The sequence below is a fragment of the Streptomyces sp. IBSNAI002 genome, assembly GCF_052244475.1.
Lineage (GTDB): Bacteria > Actinomycetota > Actinomycetes > Streptomycetales > Streptomycetaceae > Streptomyces.
In genome coordinates, this window is record NZ_JBQPXG010000002.1 from 4,676,240 (window position 1) to 4,693,912 (window position 17,673).

The following is a 17,673-nucleotide window of genomic DNA, read 5'->3' on the forward strand; positions in this document are numbered from 1 at the left end:
GTGATGCCCGGGCTCGGCGATCCGGAACCTCATCTGCAAGGTTGAGAGCATATTATGAGCTGCAAGTGCGTGATTATTGGTCGTTTCTACCTGGCACCGACTGCATCTGCTGCCACACGGTGTCCCGGGTCAGCGGCAGTTCCGTGAAGCGGACCCCCGTGGCGTCGCGCAGTGCGTTGGCGAAGGCCGGGGCCACCGGGTTGAAGGGGCTCTCGCTCATCGACTTCGCGCCCAGCGGCCCGATCGCGTCCCGCGTCTCCATGAAGTGCACCTCGGTGCGCGGGACATCGGCGTACTGCGGAAGCCGGTAGCGCCGGAAGGCCGCCGTGGTCACCTCCCCGCGCTCGTCCACCCGTACCGTCTCGAAGAGGGTCGCGCCCAGTGCCTGCGCGACACCGCCCTCGACCTGGCCCCGGCACTGCATCGGGTTCATGACCTTGCCCGCGTCCGCCGCGTGGACGGACCGCAGGATCCGCATCTCGCCCGTGCCCGGGTCGACCGCCAGCCGGAACCACTGGGCGTTGAAGGCCACCGAGCGGGGAGAGCCGCCCCAGTGCCCGTCCGCCGCGAGCTCCTCCAGCCTGCCCTTGTCGTACGCGGCCTCGTACAGCTCCTTCAGGGTGACGGTCCGGCCCGCGCAGTCGAAGGCCTCCGCCCCGAGCGTGCACAGGTGCCGGGCGACCCCCGTGTGCCGGGCGGCGAAGGTCCGCAGCCGCTCGGCGAGCGAATCGGCCGCCAGCATCACCGCCTTGCCCGCCACCACCGTGCCGGCCGAGCCGAAGGCGCCGGTGTCGTGGCGGACGACGTCGGTGTCCGACTGGCGGACCGCGATCCGGTCGACCGTGGTGTTCAGCGCGCCCGCGCTGATCTGTCTGTGGACCGTGGTGGTGCCGTTGCCGAACTCCGCCGTGCCGACCGCGATGTCGTACGTGCCGTCGCGCAGCAGGCTGACCCGGGCGTCGGCGAAGTGGCCGCCCGGCGGACCGGTCGCGATCATGGCGACGGCCGTGCCCGTCCCGGTGAGCCAGCCCTCGGGGACGTCCTCGTGGCTGCGGTCCTCGGCGATGGCCCGGCGGACGACGTCCATGCACTGCTTCATCCCGTACGAGGCGATGAACAGGTCCTCCTCGTGGCCGATCGGGCTCACCATGGGGTCGCCGGCGCCGATGACGTTCTTCTCGCGCAGCGCGAGCGGGTCCATGCCGAGCCTGACGGCGAGCTCGTCCATCACGGATTCGAGGGCGAAGAGGACCTGGCCGAGGCCGTAGCCGCGGAAGGCGCCGGCCGGCACGCAGTTGGTGTAGACCGAGTACGCCTCGACCTCCTTGTTCGGCGCCTGGTAGACGGCGAAGGACTCGCCGACGCTGTGGAACATGACCGCCGGGCCGTGGTTGCCGTAGGCGCCGGTGTTGGAGAGCACGCGGATGCGCAGCGCGGTGAGGGTGCCGTCGGCCTTGGCGCCGATCTTTATGGTGATCTTGAACGGGTGGCGGGTGGTGGCCCCGTGGAACTGCTCGGCCCGGGTGAACTCGAGTTTCACCGGGCGCCGCAGTTTCAGGGCGGCGAGGACCACGATGTCCTCGGTCAGCATCTCCTGCTTGCCGCCGAACCCGCCGCCCACGCGGCCCGCCACGACGCGGACCTCGTCCTCGTTCAGGTCGTAGAGCGCGCACAGCGCCCGCCGGGTCAGGAACGGCGCCTGGGTGGAGGAGCGGACGGTGATGCGCTCGCCGTCGCCGTCCTCCTTGGGTTCGAAGTACGCGACGCTGCCGTGGGTCTCCAGGCTGGCGTGCTGCACGCGCTGGGTCCGGAACGTCTCCTCGTGGACGACGTCCGCCTGCGCGTAGCCCTGCTCCATGTCGCCGATCGTGCCGTGCACTTCGCCGCACACGTTGTTCTCGGCGCGGAAGATCCCCGACTCGGGGCCCTTGGGGTGCAGGACGGGCGCGCCCGGGAGCATCGCCTCCTCGGGGTCGATGACGTACGGGAGTTCCTCGTACGTGACCACCACGCGGCGGCAGCCCTCCTCGGCGGCCTGCTCGCTGTCGGCGACGACGGCCGCCACGCGCTGCCCGACGAAGCGGACCACGTCGTCCAGGACCCGGGTGTCCATTGGGTCTTCGGTGGGGTGCTCGTGGCGGGCGGAGGAGTACAGCCGGTCGGGGGCGTCGTGGTGGGTGAGGACGGCGTGCACGCCCGGGACCCGGAGGGCGTCCCGGGTGTCGATGCCGATGATGCGGGCGTGCGGGTGCGGGGAGCGCAGCAGCTTCATGTGGAGCAGCCCGGGCACCTCGACGTCGAAGGTGTAGCGGGCGGTTCCGGTGACCACCTGGGGTCCGGCGGGGGCGCCGAGCGACTTGCCGACGGCCTGGCCGGCTTCCGGGGCCTCGGTGTGCTTGACGCCGTGCACGGCGTCCTCGATGGCGCGGTAGCCCGTACAGCGGCAGATGTTGCCCTTGAAGGCGCGCGGGAGGTCGTCGAGCTTGCCGTCGTCGTGTTCGGTGCCCCGCTCGGCCTGGAGGGCGGCGGTGGTCATCAGGAACCCGGCCGTGCAGAACCCGCACTGGAATCCCTGCGCGTCCAGGAACTGCTGCTGGGCGGGGTGGAGTTCACCGCCGGGCGGGCACAGCCCCTCGACGGTGGTGACGGAGCGGCCCTCGGCGCGCACGGCCGGGTAGAGGCAGCTGTGCACCGGGCGGCCGTCGACGTGGACCGTGCAGGCTCCGCAGTCGCCCTGGTCGCAGCCCTTCTTCACGCCGAACCAGCCGCGGTCGCGCAGGTACGTGCGCAGGCACTGGCCGGCCCGCGCCGCGGTGTCGAACCGCTGCTTGTTGATCTCGATCTCGTAGCTCACCGGGAAACGCCCTCCAGCGCGAGTTCGGCGCGGATCTCCTCGGCCAGGCGCAGGGCCATGTGCCGCCGCCAGGCGGGCAGCCCGTGGATGTCGTCGAACCACTCGGCGGGCCGGACGGTGTCGTCGATCACCGTCCGCAGAGCGGCGGCCGTGGGCGGCAGCGCGAACCAGAAGCGGAACGGGCGGGTGGTGGCGGCGGTGACCGTGAGCGCGAAGGAGCCGTCCGCGGGGTCGGACGCGCCGGTCACCAGGACGCCGGAGCGCCCGAGCCCGTAGAGCGAGGCCTGCCGGAAGGCCGTACGGCAGTCCAGCGCGCGGGCGGGCAGCCGCACCGAGCGCAGCAGCTCCCCGTCGCGCAGGTCCTTGACCCCGGCCCCGCGGACGAAGTCGGTGACGGGCAGGCGGCGGGTGGCGCCGTCCTGCCCCTGGAGCAGGACCGTGCCGTCGAGACCGGAGGTGAGGGAGATCATCGGCCCGGCGGGAAGGCCGTTGCAGAGGTTGCCGCCGACCGTGGCCATGTTCCAGATCTTGAAGCTGGCCAGGAAGGCCCGGCAGCACTGCTCGAAGAGCGGGGCGCAGGTCGCCGCGAGGCGCCGGCCGAACCGGGACAGCTCGGTGATGGTGCAGGTCGCGGCGATGTCGAGGGAGCCGTCGGGCTGCCAGGACAGCGGCGGCCAGCCCATCCGGGAGAGGTCGACGAGGCGGCGGATGTGCGGCTGAGGCTCGGAGAAGAGGTACGTGCCGCCGCCGAGCCAGGCATCGCCGGGCCGCCAGGGTTCGCGGCGGCGCGCGTCCCGCACGTCGAACACCGTGTTGAGGTCCATTTTGCGCCACCGGCCCTTCCGTGCCCCGGGTGTTTCCGCCAGTGAAGCAAGGCGGCCGGGGGTGGGACGACTGGGCTCGGGCACGGAAACGCACGGCCGCGGGATGGTCCGTACTGGAGGATCAACCAGACAGAAAAGAACCCACTTGCCCTTGCATTTACGATGGCTATCGCCCGATCAACCTCGCGAATGCGGGCTGCCACCCATCGCAAGGAGACCCTGCCGTGCACGTCCTCGACCTGCTCCAGTCCGACAGCCTCGGCCTCACCCTGCTCTGGGGCGAGGATGCCCTTCTCGGCCAGGAGGTCAGCGGGGTCACGGCCACCGACCTGGAGGACCCGGGCCGCTTCCTGGGGCCGGGCGAGCTGGTCCTCAGCGGGCTGGTCTGGTGGACCGAGGGCGACCTGGCCAAGGCCGACCGGTTCGTCGCCGCGCTCGCCGGGGCCGGGGCCACCGCCCTGCTGGCGGGCGAGGAGACCCACGGCCGGGTGCCCGACGCACTCGTCGCCGCCTGCCGGGCCCACCGGGTGCCGATCGTGGCCGTCCCCGCGCGCACCAGCTTCCGCGCCGTGACCGAGGCGGTGTACCTGCGCCACTGGGGCGACCTCAGCCGCCGCCCGACCCGCACCTTCGCCCTCCCCGAGAACGTGCGCGGCGAGCTCAGCCGGCTGCTCGAGTCCGGGGCCGGGGCCGCCGAACTGCTCGACCGCTCCTGCGCGCACCTGGGCCGGGTCAGCGGCTACCTGCTCACCGCGAGCGGCCGCACCGTGGCCCGTACCCCGTCCGCACCCCTGCTCCCCGCCGAGCGGGCGGTGGCCGTGTCCGGGCGCGAGGGGATATCGCTGGGCATCGAGGCCGAGAGCTCCCCGTACGACGCCTGGCGGCTGTTCCTGCCCGATCCGGACGCCGCGCCGCCGCGCGTGCTCCACGAGATCGCCGAGGTCTTCGCGCGCTACCGCGACGGGCACAACCGGCGGGCCGCCCTGGCCCGGGCGGCGGGCCAGGAGCTGATCGCCCTGCTGGAGGAGCCCGGACCGGCCGACCCGGGGGCCCTGGAGGAGGCGCTGTCCGCCGCGGGGCTCCCGGCGGGCGGCGGGTACCGCGCGCTGGCGGCCACCTCGGGAGAAGCGCTGGCCGAAGCGCTGGAGCACCTGGACGGGGTCCCGTACGCGGCGGGCCGTACGGCGGCGGTGCTGTACGAGGAACCGGACGCGGGGACCGGGCCCGCGGACCGGCTCCGCTCGGCGTGGCCGCTGCTGCGGGCCTGCGGCGGCCCGGAGGCGGACCTGCGGCTGGGCGCGGGCGCGCGGACCGGGACGGCGGACGGGGCGCAGGGGCTGCGGGCCTCGCTCGGCCAGGCCCGGTTCGCCCTGACGGCGACGGACCAGGAGGTTCCGGTGCGCGCGGTCGAGCAGCTGGGCACCCTCGCGGAACTCCTCGCCGGGGTGCCGTCCGAGGTGCGCAAGGTGTTCGGGGCGCGGACGCTGGGAGCGCTCGGGGACGGGATGCTGCGGGAGACCCTGGAGGTCTTCCTCGCCAACAACTGCTCCTGGGCGCGCACGGCGGAAGCCCTCCACCTGCACGTGAACACCGTGCACTACCGGATCGAACGGGTGCAGGTCCTGACGGGCCGCGACCTCTCCCGCCTGGACCACAAGCTCGACCTCTACGCGGCGCTGCGCTGTCTGTAGCGGGGACGGCGCGGGACGGCGGGGACGGGGCGGGACGGCGGGACGGCGGAGGAGCGGCGGGTCACCGCCGTAGCAGGACGATCACCGAGCCCCACATCGTCAGCAGCACGTTGCCCAGGGCGTACGGGACCGTCGTGCCGAGGGCCGGGATCTGGCTGCGGGCCCGCTCGGCGAGGGCGCCGAGCGCGGCCGTGGTGGTCTGCGCCCCGGCCAGGGCGCCGAGCAGGATCGGCAGCGGCAGCCGCTGCACGAAGTGCCCGTAGAGGAACCCGGCCAGCAGCGGCAGCGTGGTGACCACCGCGCCCCACAGCAGCAGCGGCCACCCGGCCTGGCGCAGGCCGGGGACGAAGCTGGGGCCCGCGTTGAGGCCGACGACGGTGACGAACACGCACAGGCCGAGCGTGCCCATCAGCCACTGCGCGGCCGACGGCAGGTTCCCGTACGTCGGGTACTTGCTGCGGACCCAGCCGAAGACCAGGCCCATCAGCAGGGCTCCGGTCGAGGTCGACAGCGACAGCGGGGCCCCCGCGGCGTGCAGGGCGGGGATGCCCAGGCAGCCGCCGAGGAAGAGCCCGAGGGCGATCCACACCATGTCGGTGGCGAAGCTGGTCGGCACCGGCGTGCCGAGCTCCGCGGCGGCGGCGTCGACCCGCTCCCGGGGCCCGGTCAGGGCCAGGGTGTCGCCGCGCTCGACGGTGTTGTCCAGGCGCACCCGCAGGTCGACGCCGGCCCGCCAGTGCCCCTCGATGAACACGCCCGGCATGAACTCCTCGTGCCGCAGGGTCCGGATGGTGCGGGCGCCGCGCTCACCGCGCCGGCCCGTCACGACCACGTGCAGGGACTCGGTGCGGTAGCCGAGCAGTTCGCTGTCGTCGGTCTCCATCCCGATGTGGCTGCGGGCGTCGTACGCGACCAGGTCCCCGCGGACCGCGCTGACCGCCAGGGTGTCGCCGAGCTCGATCCGGGTGTCCGGATCGTGTTCGAGGATCTTGCCCGCGCGGCGCAGCCGGGTGATGTAGAGGCGCCGCCCGGCGGCCTTCTGGTCGGCCTCGAACTCCCCGATCGTGCGGCCCGCGAAGCGCGGCACGTCCACGTCGTACGCGCGCAGCACGTGCTTGTAGTAGCCCTCCCCGGCGTCGGGATCCTCTTCCGCCGCCTCCAGGTCGGCGGCCAGTACGGCGCTCTCGGCGGCGAGGTCCTTGCGGACGAGGCGCGGCAGCACCCCCGCGAGCAGCAGGGCGGGCAGGACCGTGCCGAGGGGGTAGGTGACCGCGTAGGCGACGGCGACCAGGTGGGATTCGTCGCGGGCCTGGGCGGGGCCGAGGCCGGGGAGGCGTGAGATCGCGTCGGAGGCGACGCCGATCACCGCCGACTGGGTGAGCCCGCCGCCGAGCAGCCCGGCGGAGAGCCCGGGGCCGTAGCCGGCCAGGGCGGCGAAGGCCCAGGCGGCGGCGAGTCCGCTGACGCAGACGATGGCGGCGAGGACCACCTGGGGCAGGCCGTCCTTGCGCAGGGCGCGGAAGAACTGCGGACCCACGTCGTAGCCCAGGGCGAAGAGGAACATCAGGAAGAAGACCGACTTGATCGGCCCGTCGATCTCCACCTTGGCCTGGGAGCCGATGACCAGTCCGGCGACGAGGCATCCGGTGACCGCGCCGAGGGCGATGGAGCGGTAGCGCAGCCGCCCGAGCAGGAAGCCGGCGGCGATGGTCAGGAAGATCAGCAGTTCCGGGTGGGGCCGGAAGACGTTCGCCCTGAACCACTCCATCCGCTTTCCTGCCTCCCACTGCGGCCGCCTGCGAAAACGCTAGGCGAGCCGCCGGGGACGCGCATGCGGGCGAAGGCGCGGCGGGCGGCTCAGGCGTCCAGGACGAGATCGGATGCCGGGACGGACTGGCAGGTCAGGACCTCGCCGTCGGGGAGGTCCTCGGACGGCGTGACCAGATGGGCGGCCTCGCCCGCGAGGACGGTGCAGGCGCAGCTCTCGCACTGGCCGACCCGGCAGCCGCTGGGCAGCGAGAGGCCCGCCCGTTCGGCGAGGGAGAGCAGGGTGCCGTCCGCCTTGTGCCAGGTGAGCTCGCGGCCGGAGCGGGCGAAGCGCACGGTGAAGGCCGCGTCGTCCGGGACGGCGACCTCCCGCCGCTCGGCCCGGAACCGCTCGCTGAAGATCTCGAAGCCGGGCACGCCCCGCGCCTTGAGGCCCGCGGTCAGCGAGTCGAGCATCGGCCCGGGGCCGCACAGGTAGAAGCGGGCGCGGCGGGCGATCAGCCCGGGGGCGATGTCGGCGGCCGTCACGAAGCCGCGGCGGTCGTGGTCCCGGCCGGGTACGTCGCCCGCGCCCGGGTTCGCGTAGTGGTCGACGATGCGCAGCGCCCTGATGCGTTCTTCGAGTCCGCGCAGCCGGTCGCGGAAGGGGTGGTCGGCCGAGTTGTCGTTGCCGTGGTGCAGGACGACCTCGGGGACGGTGCCGCCGGTCCGGTCGAGCGTCTCCAGATAGCCGAGGAACGGGGTGATCCCGATGCCGCCCGCGAGCAGCACCACCGGGGTGTCGGTGTGCGTGGGGATCCGGAAGACGCCGCGGGGGGCGGTGAGGTGCAGCCGGTCGCCGACGCCGAGCCGCTCGTGCACGTACGTGGAGAAGGCGCCGCCGGGGAGGCGGCGTACGGCGAGGTGGTAGGCGGAGCGGCCGGCCTCGGTGGCGGGGCCGGTGAGCGAGTAGCTGCGGCCGTCCGCCGGATCCCCTGCCGGAACCAGGGCCTCTGCCGGATCCCGCTCAGGATCCCGCTCAGGATCCCGCTCAGGATCCCGCTCCTGATCCTCCGCGGAGCCGGAGGGGTCCTGGGCGTGGACGGTCAGGTGCTGTCCGGGACGGTAGTCGGGCAGGGGGCCGCCGTCGTCGGGCTCCAGGCGCAGCGCGCGTACGCCGGGGCCCTCGGCGGACACGGCGGTGACGGTGAACGGGCGCGTGCCGGTCCAGGTGCCGTCACCGGGCGCCGGCCGGATCTCGCACACCGCGGAACGCAGCGGCACGGACCCGCTCAGCGGGTCGGCGCCCTCGTGGCCGACCAGCCGGTTGAGGTTGCTGCCGGTCGCGGCGAGCGGATCGGCCCCGGGCAGCGCCAGGTCGGGGGCCTCCTGCCACCAGCCGTACTCGCCGACCACCACCGACGGGTGCAGCGAGTCGTCGAAGCGGGCCCGCAGGCGGATGCTCCCCAGCCGGGTGGACAGCTCCACCCACTGGCCCTCGGCGATGCCCCGTACGGCCGCCGCGCGCGGGCTCATGTCCACGCACGGGTCGGCGGCGCGGCGGCGCAGCGAGGTGAGCCCGCGGTGCTGGCTGTGGACGAAGGACCCGTGCTTGGCGCAGGTCAGCACCAGCGGGAAGGCCGAGTCGGTGGGGGCGGGGTCGCGGTGTTCGGGGACGGCCGGATGGCCGTGCTCCAGCAGCCGCTCCGAGTACAGCTCGACGCGGCGGGTCGGCGTGCCGAACCCGGTCACCCGGCCGTCGCCGCCGGTCTCCGAGGCGTACTTGCGGTAGGCGAGCGGCCGCGGCACCCGTACCCCGCCGGGCCGCCCGCGCAGTTCCCCGACGGTCAGGCCGAGCGGCTCCAGCTGCCAGTTCCAGGCCGCCTCGACGTCCCCGTCGAAGAACAGCCCGCCCATGCCCAGGCGGCAGGCGAGGTCGAAGACGACCTCGGTGTCGGACCGCGCCGCGCCCAGCGGCTCGACCAGCCGCGGCCGCAGCTGCACCTGCTCCTGGGCGCGGTGCCCGATCTCGAAGCCGAAGCGCAGGGCCTCGTGCTCGTAGGCGCTGCTGACCGGCAGGACGATGTCGGCACTGGCGCTGGTCGGGTTGGCGAACAGGTCGAGGTGGACCTGGAACTCCAGCTCGCGCAGCGCCCGCGCCACCCGGTCCGAATCGGGCTGCGCCACCACGAGGTTCGACCCGAAGCCGATCAACGCCCGCACCGGGTAGGGCTCGTGTTCCTCGATGGCGCGGCACAGGTCGCCGGCGTTGACGTAGCCGAGGGCGGGCGGCCCCAGCGGGTGCTTGTCCAGGCCGAGCGCCTTGGCCCGTTGGCCCGGCGGGAACTGCTCGAAGGAGGCCGCCGCGTTGTACGGGGGCGGGGGCACGACGTGGTTGCCTCCCGGGGTGTCGTACGACCCGGTCAGCGCGTACAGCGTGGCCAGCGCGCGCTCGGTCTGGGCCGCGTTCGCGCTCTGGCCGACCCCCGTCCACCCGTAGTACGTCACCGCACGCGCCGCGCCGATCTCCGCCGCCAGCGCCCGTATCTCCCGCTCGGGAATCCACGTCGTGCGCGAGACCCGGTCGGCGGGCCACCGGGCGCAGGCCTCCGCGTACCGCTGGAAGGCGGGGACGCAGTCGACGGCCTCGCCCGTACGCGTCACCACCCGGCGCACCCCGGTCAGCGCGAACCGCCCGGGCCGCCGGGCGGCCCGCCCGGTGTCGTACGCCTCGGGCACCCCGCGCTCCTCGTCCCAGACGACGAACCCCTCCGGGCCCCGGCTCCCGTCCCCGCCCCCGGCGAGCTCCCCGGCGCGCAGGAACCGCCCGGTGCCGGTGTGCACGAGCAGCGGGGCATTGGTCCAGGCCCGTACGAACTCCTCGTCGTACGTCCCGTTCTCGATCAGGAGGTTCGCCAGGCCCAGCGCGAGCGCCGCGTCCGTGCCCGGCCGCACCCGCAGCCAGTGATCGGCCCGCAGCGCGCTGGTGGACCGCCGCGGGTCCACCACCGCCAGCTTCATGCCGGCCGCCTGCGCGGCGGACACGGCGGCCGACTGCGACAGCCAGGTCTTGGCCGGGTTGAAGCCCCACAGCAGTGCGAGACCAGCGTGCGCGTAGTCGGGCGGCGGGAGGGGCGAGCCGAAGGTGAAGGCGTGCGCGAAGTCCTTGTGCCAGTTGCAGATCTCCGCGCTGTACACGGTGTTCGGGCTGCCGAAGTGGCGCACGAAGCGCTCGATCCACTCGGTCGCGTCCGACACCATCGTCCCCGAGGGCGTGGCCACCGCGAACGCCACCGCCTCGGGCCCGCTCTCCCCGGCGATCCTCCCGATCCGCTCGGCGATCTCACCCATCGCCTCGTCCCAGGAGACCGGCTCCCAGCCCGGGTCGGGGTCCGACTTGGGCCGCGTCCGGCGCAGGGGCGTGGTCAGCCGGCGGGTGCTGTGCGCGATCTCGGGCGCGGAGCGCCCCTTCGGACACATGGCGGCCCCGGTGGGATGCTCCGGATCCGGGCGCACGCCGGTGAGCCGGCCGTCCTCGACGGTGTAGACCGCTCCGCAGCGCGACTTGCACAGGGTGCAGAACCCGCGCTTCTCCTCGACCGCCACTGGGACCTCCCGACGCCGGCGGCCTCGTCGCCGCACCCCCCATTGGACGCCGTCTGATCGGTCTTTTCCCCGGCCACTCGTCCCTGATCCCAGGGCCCGAAGACCTGTCCGCTCGCCGCTGCTGGACTGCTTGCGGCCCTCCGGGCCGTACCACTGGAGGGGTTTCACGTCGGCATGACGCTGCGGATACGGGAGAGGGTGAAGACGCGTTCGTCTTCTCGCAGGTGGCACCAGGCTTCCAGGGAGGGCGGGTCGAGTGCGAGGTGGCTCAGTGTGCGCACGCTCCGGTTGCCGGAGGCGGCCACGTACTCGACGGTGACGGCCTGGCCGGCGTCGATAGCATGGGCGCGAGCCGGCGGACGTCGCCGTACGGCAGGCGCTTCGCCCACCCGGCGACGATCTCCTCGGTGTCCGAGCGGGGCGCTCCGCCGCCGAGTGGCGCCGGTTCGGGAGCGGGCGAGGCCGTCAGCAGCCGGATCGCCAAGGCGCTCGGGTCGCAGGCGGCGGACTCCTCTCACTGCCGAAAGCCACCGAGGCGAGTTGATGGCCCCGAGGGGCACACGGCAGGTTCGTGAAGAGGATCACCAACAGGTGCCTTGGGGACGAGTCTGCCGATTGGCTGCCTCGCCTGGCATCAGACCCGGACCAGCATGATCCGCCCCTGCCGTCGGGGATCAGCACCCTTGCCGCCGCCAGCGGTCCGTGTCCGTCTGCGGCCGTCCTCCCTCCGCTGAGACCCCTACTGACCCAGGACGCAGGACGGCGCGGCGGGTACGGACGGTTCGGCCGCCGACGCGCCCGCCCAACGGCCGGGAGGTAAACGCATCGGCGGCGGAGACACGGTAGGTCAGCCGGCCCGCAGGCGCCGGAACTCGGCGACCGGCAGGCCGCCGACTCCCCAGTCCTCGAGCTCCACCTCCTCGATCACCACAAAGGTGGTGGCGGGGTCCTTGTCGAGCACCCGGGCCAGCAACTCGGTGATCCCGGCGATCAGCTCGGCCTTCTGCTCGGCGCTCGCCCCCTCGCGGGTGATCCGCACCTGGACGTACGGCATGCTCAGCCCTCCGTGTCGACGCGCTCGGCGCGCTCGTAGTGGAAGACCTTGGCGATGATCTGCCAGCGTCCCTCCACCCGGACCAGGGTGAGGAGATCGGTGAACCGGCGCTCCCCGATCGCACACTCCACCCGGGCCAGTGCGGTGACTGGTCCGGCGAACTCGATCGAGACGATCCGGTCCCGGCGCGGCTCCCGCCTGGCGACGGGCGGTTCGCGTTGGGCCACCATCGGCAGGTATTCGGCCATGCTCAGGTGCAGCAGCTCGCCCTCGGTGGCGCTCGCGTACACGGCGGCAGGGTGGAAGACCCCGGCGAGCAGGTCGGTGTCGCTCTCGTACAGGCCGTCGAAGTACGTGGTGAGCGCGACGGCGACGCTCGTACGCGGTTCGCTCGCACGGGAGTCGGTCGATCGGGGGCCGTGCTGCGGGTGCTGTGGACCCGTCATCAGGACCGACCGGTGACGTGGCCGCCGTCGACCCGCAGGGCGTGCCCGGTGACGAACTCGGCGCCTGCCAGGTACACCACAGCCTCGGCGATCTCGCCCACCTCGCCGACCCGGTTGAGCAGGGCGAGGCCGCCGAAGGAGTCCACGTCCGCGCCGCCGTGCAGCGGGGTGCGGACCACGCCGGGTGCCACCAGGTTGACCCGGATCTGCTCCGGGGCCAGCTCCGCCGCCAGGCTGACGGTGAGCGCGTGCACCCCGCCCTTGCTGACCACCGGCGCCGAGGCCGGGAACCCGGTGAGCGCGTGGTCCACCAGCACCGTGCCGATGTTGACGATCGAACCGCCGCGGCCCTGCTCGCGCAGCTGGCGCACCACCGCCTGGGTGGTCAGGTAGGTGCCCTTCAGATTGCCCGTCAGGTAGCCGTCCAGCTCCTGCTCGGTGACCTCGGTGAACGGCCGCGGCGCGAACGTCCCCGCATTGTTGACCAGGACGTCGACCCCGCCGAAGCGCTCGACCGCGGCCCGGACCAGCGCCTCGCCGGTCGCCGCGGCGCCGATCGGCCCCGGTACGGGGGCAACCCGGTCCGGGTGGCCGAGGCACGCCGCCGCCTTGGCGAGGCGGTCGGCGTCCCGGCCGTTCAGCACGACATTTGCGCCGCGCGCCAGGAACGCCCGGGCGACGTCCAGACCGATGCCGCTGGAGGAACCGGTGACGATCACCGTGGTGGTGGACATGGATGGTGCTCCCTCGCTGATTCGAAGCGGTGGTTGCCCGCTGACTCGAACCTAGGAGCCTGCCGCTCATAACTCCACGACGGCGATTGGAGCGTGAGATAACTTGGAGTTATGGATTTCGACCTGCGCGACCTGGAACTGCTCGCCGCGACCGCCGAAACCGGTTCGCTCACCGCCGCGGCCACCAAGCTCTACGTCAGCCAGCCCGCCCTCAGCCAGCGCCTCACGCGGCTCGAGGACCGGCTCGGCCTGCAACTCTTCGACCGCGCGGGTCGACGCCTTGTCCCCAACGCCGCCGGACGCCGGATGCTCGCTGCCGCCCGCCACATCCTCGCCGAACTCGACTCCGCCGAGCGGGACCTGCGCGACCTGCGGGACGGGCGGCACCGGCGGGTCCGCTTCACCGCCCAGTGCAGCACCACCTTCACCTGGCTGCCGCCGGTCATCCGTGCATTCCGCCACCGCGAACCGGACGCCGAACTGCGGATCGAGACCGTCGCTGACGACGCGCCCGTCCCCGCCCTGCTCGCCGACCTCGTCGACGTCGCCCTGGTCACCAAACCCGACCGTGAACTCGACCGGGTCCACCTCACCGCCCTGTTCGAGGACGAGATGGTCGCCGTCGTCCCCGACCACCACCCCTGGGCGCGGCGTAGCCACCTCACCACTCGAGACTTCGCCGACGCGAGACTCGTGCTGTACGACGTCTATGACCAGAGCCGTATCCCCGCGGTCCCGCTGCCCCTGCCGCCAGGCGCCCGGCCCGCCCGGATCACCCTGATGCCTGTCATCACCGACCTGCTGATCGAAATGGTCGCCGGCGGCCAGGGCGCCACCGTCCTGCCCAACTGGGTCGCCGCCCCCTATGCCGCCAGCCACCGCCTCGCCCTGGTCCGGATCGGCGCCCGGCCGCTCACCCGCACCTGGTACTGCGCCACCCGCCCGGGTCCCCGCCCGCCGCATGTGGACGCCTTCGTCGAGATCCTCGCCGCGCACCTCACCCCGGCCGCCCCGACGACTGCGCCCACGGGTGCGGAGGGTTGAGAATCCGGTCGGCCTCCTGGCGGCCACTTCTGTCCCGGGGCCGAGAAAGCTCCCGGCGCAGCAGCTCCAGCAGCGCGTCGCCCTTCACCGACTGCCGTCACCTGTTGTTCAGGGCGGACCGGTCGTGACAGGAACTGCAGACATGAGACACCGAAGGCCCGGACCGCAGGTGCGGTCCGGGCCTTCGATCAGGCGGAGGATACGAGATTCGAACTCGTGAGGGGTTGCCCCCAACACGCTTTCCACATGTTCGTACGGCGGTCCGGCAGGGGTCGTGCCCGGCCTGACCTGCGGCGGACTGTCCTGGGCGGCCTGGTCCGGACGGCCCCGGATGGACGTGAATGCAACCAGAACTGCAACCACTGCTCGGCTACTTACGGCCCTCCGGGCCGTACCACTGGAGGGGCTGGCCGGTTACTGCGGCGATGCATTCGAAGTCGTGGTCACAGTGCAGGAGGGTGAGTCCCTGCAACTCGGCAGTCGCGGCGACCACGAGGTCCACCGCGCCGGCGCTGCGGTGCTTGCCTTGCTTGGTGAGGGCCTCCTGGACCTGCCAGGCCCGGTCGTAAGCGCGATCGTCGACCGGGACCCAGCCGAAGAGCAGCCGCATGTCCTCGATGCCGCGTGCCCGGTCGGCAGCCGATCGGGCGCTGTAGAAGAACTCCAGCTCGGTGACGGGGCACGTGGCGATCAGGCCGGCGGCCGCCGCCTGGTCCCAGCCGTGCTGCTCCGCGTCGCCCCGCATGAAGCGGGCGAGGGCGCTGGTGTCGATCAGGTAGAGAGCGGCGTTCACCGTCGGTAGTTCCGCTTGTCCTCGAAGAGTGTCAGATCGAACGCGCCTTCGTCGGCCGCGCCACGCAGGCGAGTCAAGGCCAGCGCCCGCCGCCTGTTCTCCAGCACCTCGCGCAGGGCCGTGTTGACCGTCTCCTTCTTGGTGCTGGTTCCCAGCGCTTTGGCTACATCTGCCACCAGCTCGTCATCGAGGTCAATCACTGTCCGACTCATGTACACCTCCTGTATATCAAATGTGGAAACAACTATACCTCTCACTGTTCAGCGACGCCATGGATTCACGTCGGCATGACGCTGTGGATGCGGGAGAGGGTGAAGACGCGTTCGTCTTCGCGCAGGTGGCACCAGGCTTCGAGGTAGGGCGGGTCGAGTTCGAGCCGGCTGAGGGTGCGCACCGTGCGGTTGCCGGAGGTGGCGACGTATTCGACGGTGAGGGGCGTTCCAGTGTCGATGGCGTGGGCGAGCTGGCGGACATCGGCGTAGGACAGCCGCTTTGCGTACCCGGCGACGATCTCCTCGGTGTCGGTGCCGAAGGGGACCCCGCTGCCGAAGGGGTCGGGGTCCGGGGTGGCGGGCGGGGCGACGAGGAGGCGGGCGGCCAGGGCGTTCGGGTCGGTGCCGGCCGGCGTCCTCACAGTGTGGTTGACCGCGTTGTGGCGGTCGGCGCCCGAGCCGGCCTTTCGGGGGGTCGGTACGGCGGCGGCCCTCTGCGGTCGGGTCTTCTCGATGCGTACGGTTCCGTCGGCGGTCTCGGCGACGGGGGCGTAGCCCTCGGCGCGGAGCGCGGCGAGGGTCGCGCCGAGCGGGCTGCGGCTGACCAGCACCGTGGGCGCGAGCTGTCGCAGGCCGAGTTTGGCGAGCTTGCGGTGGGCGGCGAGCTCGGCGAGCAGCGCTGGCTCCTCACCGTGGATGACGCAGGCGGCAGGGGCGATGCGCACGCGGCCGTGACTGCGGGCGGTGTCGGCGATGAGATACGACAGGGGCTGGGGCAGCGGTCCGGTAGCGACGGCGGCCAGATTGGCTGTGAGGTCGTCCGGCGTGTACCCGGCGTCCAGGGCCCGGCGGACGCTGCCGGTACTGAATCGCCAGACCGAGGCTGTGCCGCTGGTCTCGCGGTCGGCGACAGAATCCAGCAGCGCGGCGAGTGGTGCCGAGGGAGTGCCGGTGACGACGGCGGTGAGGTCGGCGCCGATCCGTGCTGTCCGGGTGGCCGTGGGCAGGAGCCGCCGGCATACGGCGGCCAGTCCTGAGACGTCATCTTCCAGCAGGGCGTGGCCGAGGGGAGACAGAGCGCCGCGGGCGAGCACGCCGAGTAGCTCGGCCTCGCGGATCAGGGTGGCGAACGGTGTCCCATCCAAGGGCGACGCGTCGGCGAGTGGGCGATACCAGGCCACCAGCGGCCCCAGGTCCGCGGCGGTGGTCGCGCCGTGTCCCGCCGGGAGCTGTGCCGCCGCCTGGAGCAGTCCGTGCCGGGCCTGCAGGCAGCCAGGGCAAGGAGGTGCTCCCGCGAGGGCGGGGAGCGCCTTGTTGTCCTCGTCGCGCGCCTGGGTGGGGGTGCGCGCCAGGTGGTGCCATGACTGGAGCAGTACAGCGAGTCGCTCGGCGGGCTCCTGGTCCGCCCAGGCGTCGTATGTCGCGGTGGGTGCCACACGGTCGCCGTCCCGGCCCAGTAGTCCGGCGGCGTACGCGGTCTCCAGCACGATGCGGACCACGCTGTCGTCGGCCTGGGACGCCTTACCGATCCGGGCCAGTTCACGTGCGCCGATCCCACCGGACTTGAGCCTGGCCGGCGGGGAAGCGGAGCAGGCCGACAAGACGGAGGCGGCCTGGGCGGCAAGTGCCGTGGACGCGGCTGCGGCCTCCCGTTCCACCTCGGCGGCGCCGACGGGCACCACCTGTGTGGAAGGCGGCAGGGGGGCGAACGGGGCGTGCCAGTCCGGCCCGCGCAGCGCCAGCGCGACTTCGACGGGCACGCGCGCGGGGCCGTACCGGTGGCGGTCCACGACCAGGAGCCCCCGGTCGAGTGCCCATCGGGCGCCGGGTTCGAGGTCGGGCCCGGGTGACCCGAACATGATGAACTGCCGCTGCCCCGCCGCGGATTCCGCTTGGCGGGCAAGCAGCTTCTGTGTGATTGCCGGTGCCCGTGCCACCAGTGTGGCGATGGCTTGCGGGTCGCTGTGGTGATCCACCAAGGCCGCCAGTCGCTGCTGCTTGGTGCCGGGTGGCTCGATGCCGAGGGTCACGAGCATGGTGCGCAGCTCGTCCGAGGTCACGCTTGCCAGCAGTTTCTCCAGAGGGGCGTCCAGCCCCAGGGGTGTGTCCCACGCCTGCCGCAGGGCTGAGGCCATGCGGAGTGCTCCGGTGCCGTCCGGCCACACCAGCGCGTGATCGGCCAGCACCTCCAGCGTGGAGTTCAGCCTGCGGGCGGCTGCGCTGCCCGTCGCTCCCAGCAGCTTCGCCAGGGCATCGCGCGACGCCGGTCCTCCCAGCGCCGCCAGCGCCTCGGCCCCTTGCAGGCACGGCAGGGGGAGCTGCGGCAGGGTCAACGCCACCGACCCCGGGCGCTGGAGGCGGTCCGCCAGTTCCCCCACCGTCCGCGGCTCCGGAGATGACGCCGCGTCCTTCCGGACAGCGAGCACACGCGCCAGGCGCGGAGCGTCGAGGCTGCCCAGCCAGGACGCCAGCGTTGATCGGGATTTCATGGGGCACCTCGTCGAACCGGGCCGGAGCGGCACCGAAGCCGTTCCGGTGCAGAGTTCAAGCATGGTGCCTTCGCCGGGGTCGCGGATGCGGAACGGAAGGGGTTCCTCCCCAGGTAGCGGTACTTGGAGGGCGGCGTCGGCCACCGATGTGCCGAAAGTCCGGATTGAGGCGATATAAAC

13 protein-coding genes are annotated in these 17,673 nt (G+C 72.8%); 2 read left to right on the top strand and 11 right to left on the bottom strand.

Translation table 11 applies throughout. The annotated features are described in order from the left end of the window. Positions 1 to 73: 73 nt before the first annotated feature. Positions 74 to 2,854, bottom strand: a complete 2,781-nt coding sequence (locus tag ACTVZO_RS22695; RefSeq protein WP_443300142.1) for a molybdopterin-dependent oxidoreductase — start codon at positions 2,852 to 2,854, stop codon at positions 74 to 76. Continuing rightward, on the bottom strand, positions 2,851 to 3,678 hold the full coding sequence (locus ACTVZO_RS22700) for an FAD binding domain-containing protein (RefSeq protein WP_443300143.1): 828 nt from the start codon (positions 3,676 to 3,678) through the stop codon (positions 2,851 to 2,853). The genes ACTVZO_RS22695 and ACTVZO_RS22700 overlap by 4 nt, the downstream gene beginning before the upstream one ends. 224 nt (positions 3,679 to 3,902) lie before the next feature. Between ACTVZO_RS22700 and ACTVZO_RS22705 the strand changes: the two genes are divergently transcribed. Then, a complete protein-coding gene (locus ACTVZO_RS22705) occupies positions 3,903 to 5,369 on the top strand; it encodes a helix-turn-helix domain-containing protein (protein ID WP_443300144.1) in 1,467 nt (488 codons plus the stop codon). Between the two features lie 61 nt (positions 5,370 to 5,430). Here the strand turns inward: ACTVZO_RS22705 and ACTVZO_RS22710 are convergent, their stop codons facing one another. The 6 genes from ACTVZO_RS22710 to ACTVZO_RS22735 form a co-directional block, all read right to left on the bottom strand. Next, complete coding sequence (locus ACTVZO_RS22710) at positions 5,431 to 7,137, bottom strand: aspartate:alanine exchanger family transporter (RefSeq protein ID WP_443300145.1); 1,707 nt, start codon at positions 7,135 to 7,137, stop codon at positions 5,431 to 5,433. Positions 7,138 to 7,226: 89 nt separating this feature from the next. Continuing rightward, positions 7,227 to 10,721 carry a molybdopterin-dependent oxidoreductase gene (locus tag ACTVZO_RS22715; RefSeq protein WP_443300146.1) on the bottom strand — a complete coding sequence of 1,165 codons (3,495 nt, stop codon included), beginning with the start codon at positions 10,719 to 10,721 and terminating at the stop codon, positions 7,227 to 7,229. A 164-nt stretch (positions 10,722 to 10,885) separates the two neighbouring features. Beyond that, positions 10,886 to 11,026 (bottom strand): WYL domain-containing protein, encoded by a 141-nt coding sequence (locus ACTVZO_RS22720; protein WP_443300147.1) that lies wholly within the window; start codon positions 11,024 to 11,026, stop codon positions 10,886 to 10,888. Between the two features lie 542 nt (positions 11,027 to 11,568). Then, positions 11,569 to 11,775: a tautomerase family protein gene (locus ACTVZO_RS22725; protein ID WP_443300148.1), complete on the bottom strand. Its 207-nt coding sequence runs from the start codon at positions 11,773 to 11,775 to the stop codon at positions 11,569 to 11,571. 2 nt (positions 11,776 to 11,777) lie between these two features. Next, complete coding sequence (locus tag ACTVZO_RS22730; RefSeq protein WP_443300149.1) at positions 11,778 to 12,221, bottom strand: nuclear transport factor 2 family protein; 444 nt, start codon at positions 12,219 to 12,221, stop codon at positions 11,778 to 11,780. Then, positions 12,221 to 12,955 (bottom strand): SDR family NAD(P)-dependent oxidoreductase, encoded by a 735-nt coding sequence (locus ACTVZO_RS22735; protein WP_443300150.1) that lies wholly within the window; start codon positions 12,953 to 12,955, stop codon positions 12,221 to 12,223. Before ACTVZO_RS22735 ends, ACTVZO_RS22730 begins: the two co-directional genes overlap by 1 nt. Positions 12,956 to 13,066: 111 nt before the next feature. On the opposite strand from ACTVZO_RS22735, the gene ACTVZO_RS22740 reads away from it, so the two are divergent. Continuing rightward, positions 13,067 to 13,999 carry a LysR family transcriptional regulator gene (locus ACTVZO_RS22740; protein WP_443300151.1) on the top strand — a complete coding sequence of 311 codons (933 nt, stop codon included), beginning with the start codon at positions 13,067 to 13,069 and terminating at the stop codon, positions 13,997 to 13,999. A 370-nt stretch (positions 14,000 to 14,369) separates the two neighbouring features. On the opposite strand, the gene ACTVZO_RS22745 is transcribed toward ACTVZO_RS22740, so the two are convergent. From ACTVZO_RS22745 to ACTVZO_RS22755, 3 genes are all read right to left on the bottom strand, one after another. After that, the gene (locus tag ACTVZO_RS22745) at positions 14,370 to 14,792 is read right to left on the bottom strand and encodes a PIN domain nuclease (RefSeq protein WP_443300152.1); all 423 of its coding nucleotides are present in this window, start codon (positions 14,790 to 14,792) and stop codon (positions 14,370 to 14,372) included. Further along, positions 14,789 to 15,004 carry a type II toxin-antitoxin system VapB family antitoxin gene (locus ACTVZO_RS22750; protein ID WP_443300153.1) on the bottom strand — a complete coding sequence of 72 codons (216 nt, stop codon included), beginning with the start codon at positions 15,002 to 15,004 and terminating at the stop codon, positions 14,789 to 14,791. Before ACTVZO_RS22750 ends, ACTVZO_RS22745 begins: the two co-directional genes overlap by 4 nt. A 65-nt stretch (positions 15,005 to 15,069) precedes the next feature. Further along, positions 15,070 to 17,493 carry a helicase C-terminal domain-containing protein gene (locus ACTVZO_RS22755; RefSeq protein ID WP_443300154.1) on the bottom strand — a complete coding sequence of 808 codons (2,424 nt, stop codon included), beginning with the start codon at positions 17,491 to 17,493 and terminating at the stop codon, positions 15,070 to 15,072. Between the last annotated feature and the right edge of the window lie 180 nt (positions 17,494 to 17,673).

Coding starts and splice junctions, on each gene's coding strand:
- ACTVZO_RS22700 (WP_443300143.1), bottom strand. CDS start 3,678: ATGGACCTCAACACGGTGTTCGACGTGCGGGACGCGCGCCGCCGCGAA.
- ACTVZO_RS22710 (WP_443300145.1), bottom strand. CDS start 7,137: ATGGAGTGGTTCAGGGCGAACGTCTTCCGGCCCCACCCGGAACTGCTG.
- ACTVZO_RS22725 (WP_443300148.1), bottom strand. CDS start 11,775: ATGCCGTACGTCCAGGTGCGGATCACCCGCGAGGGGGCGAGCGCCGAG.
- ACTVZO_RS22730 (WP_443300149.1), bottom strand. CDS start 12,221: ATGACGGGTCCACAGCACCCGCAGCACGGCCCCCGATCGACCGACTCC.
- ACTVZO_RS22735 (WP_443300150.1), bottom strand. CDS start 12,955: ATGTCCACCACCACGGTGATCGTCACCGGTTCCTCCAGCGGCATCGGT.
- ACTVZO_RS22740 (WP_443300151.1), top strand. CDS start 13,067: ATGGATTTCGACCTGCGCGACCTGGAACTGCTCGCCGCGACCGCCGAA.
- ACTVZO_RS22750 (WP_443300153.1), bottom strand. CDS start 15,004: ATGAGTCGGACAGTGATTGACCTCGATGACGAGCTGGTGGCAGATGTA.
- ACTVZO_RS22755 (WP_443300154.1), bottom strand. CDS start 17,493: ATGAAATCCCGATCAACGCTGGCGTCCTGGCTGGGCAGCCTCGACGCT.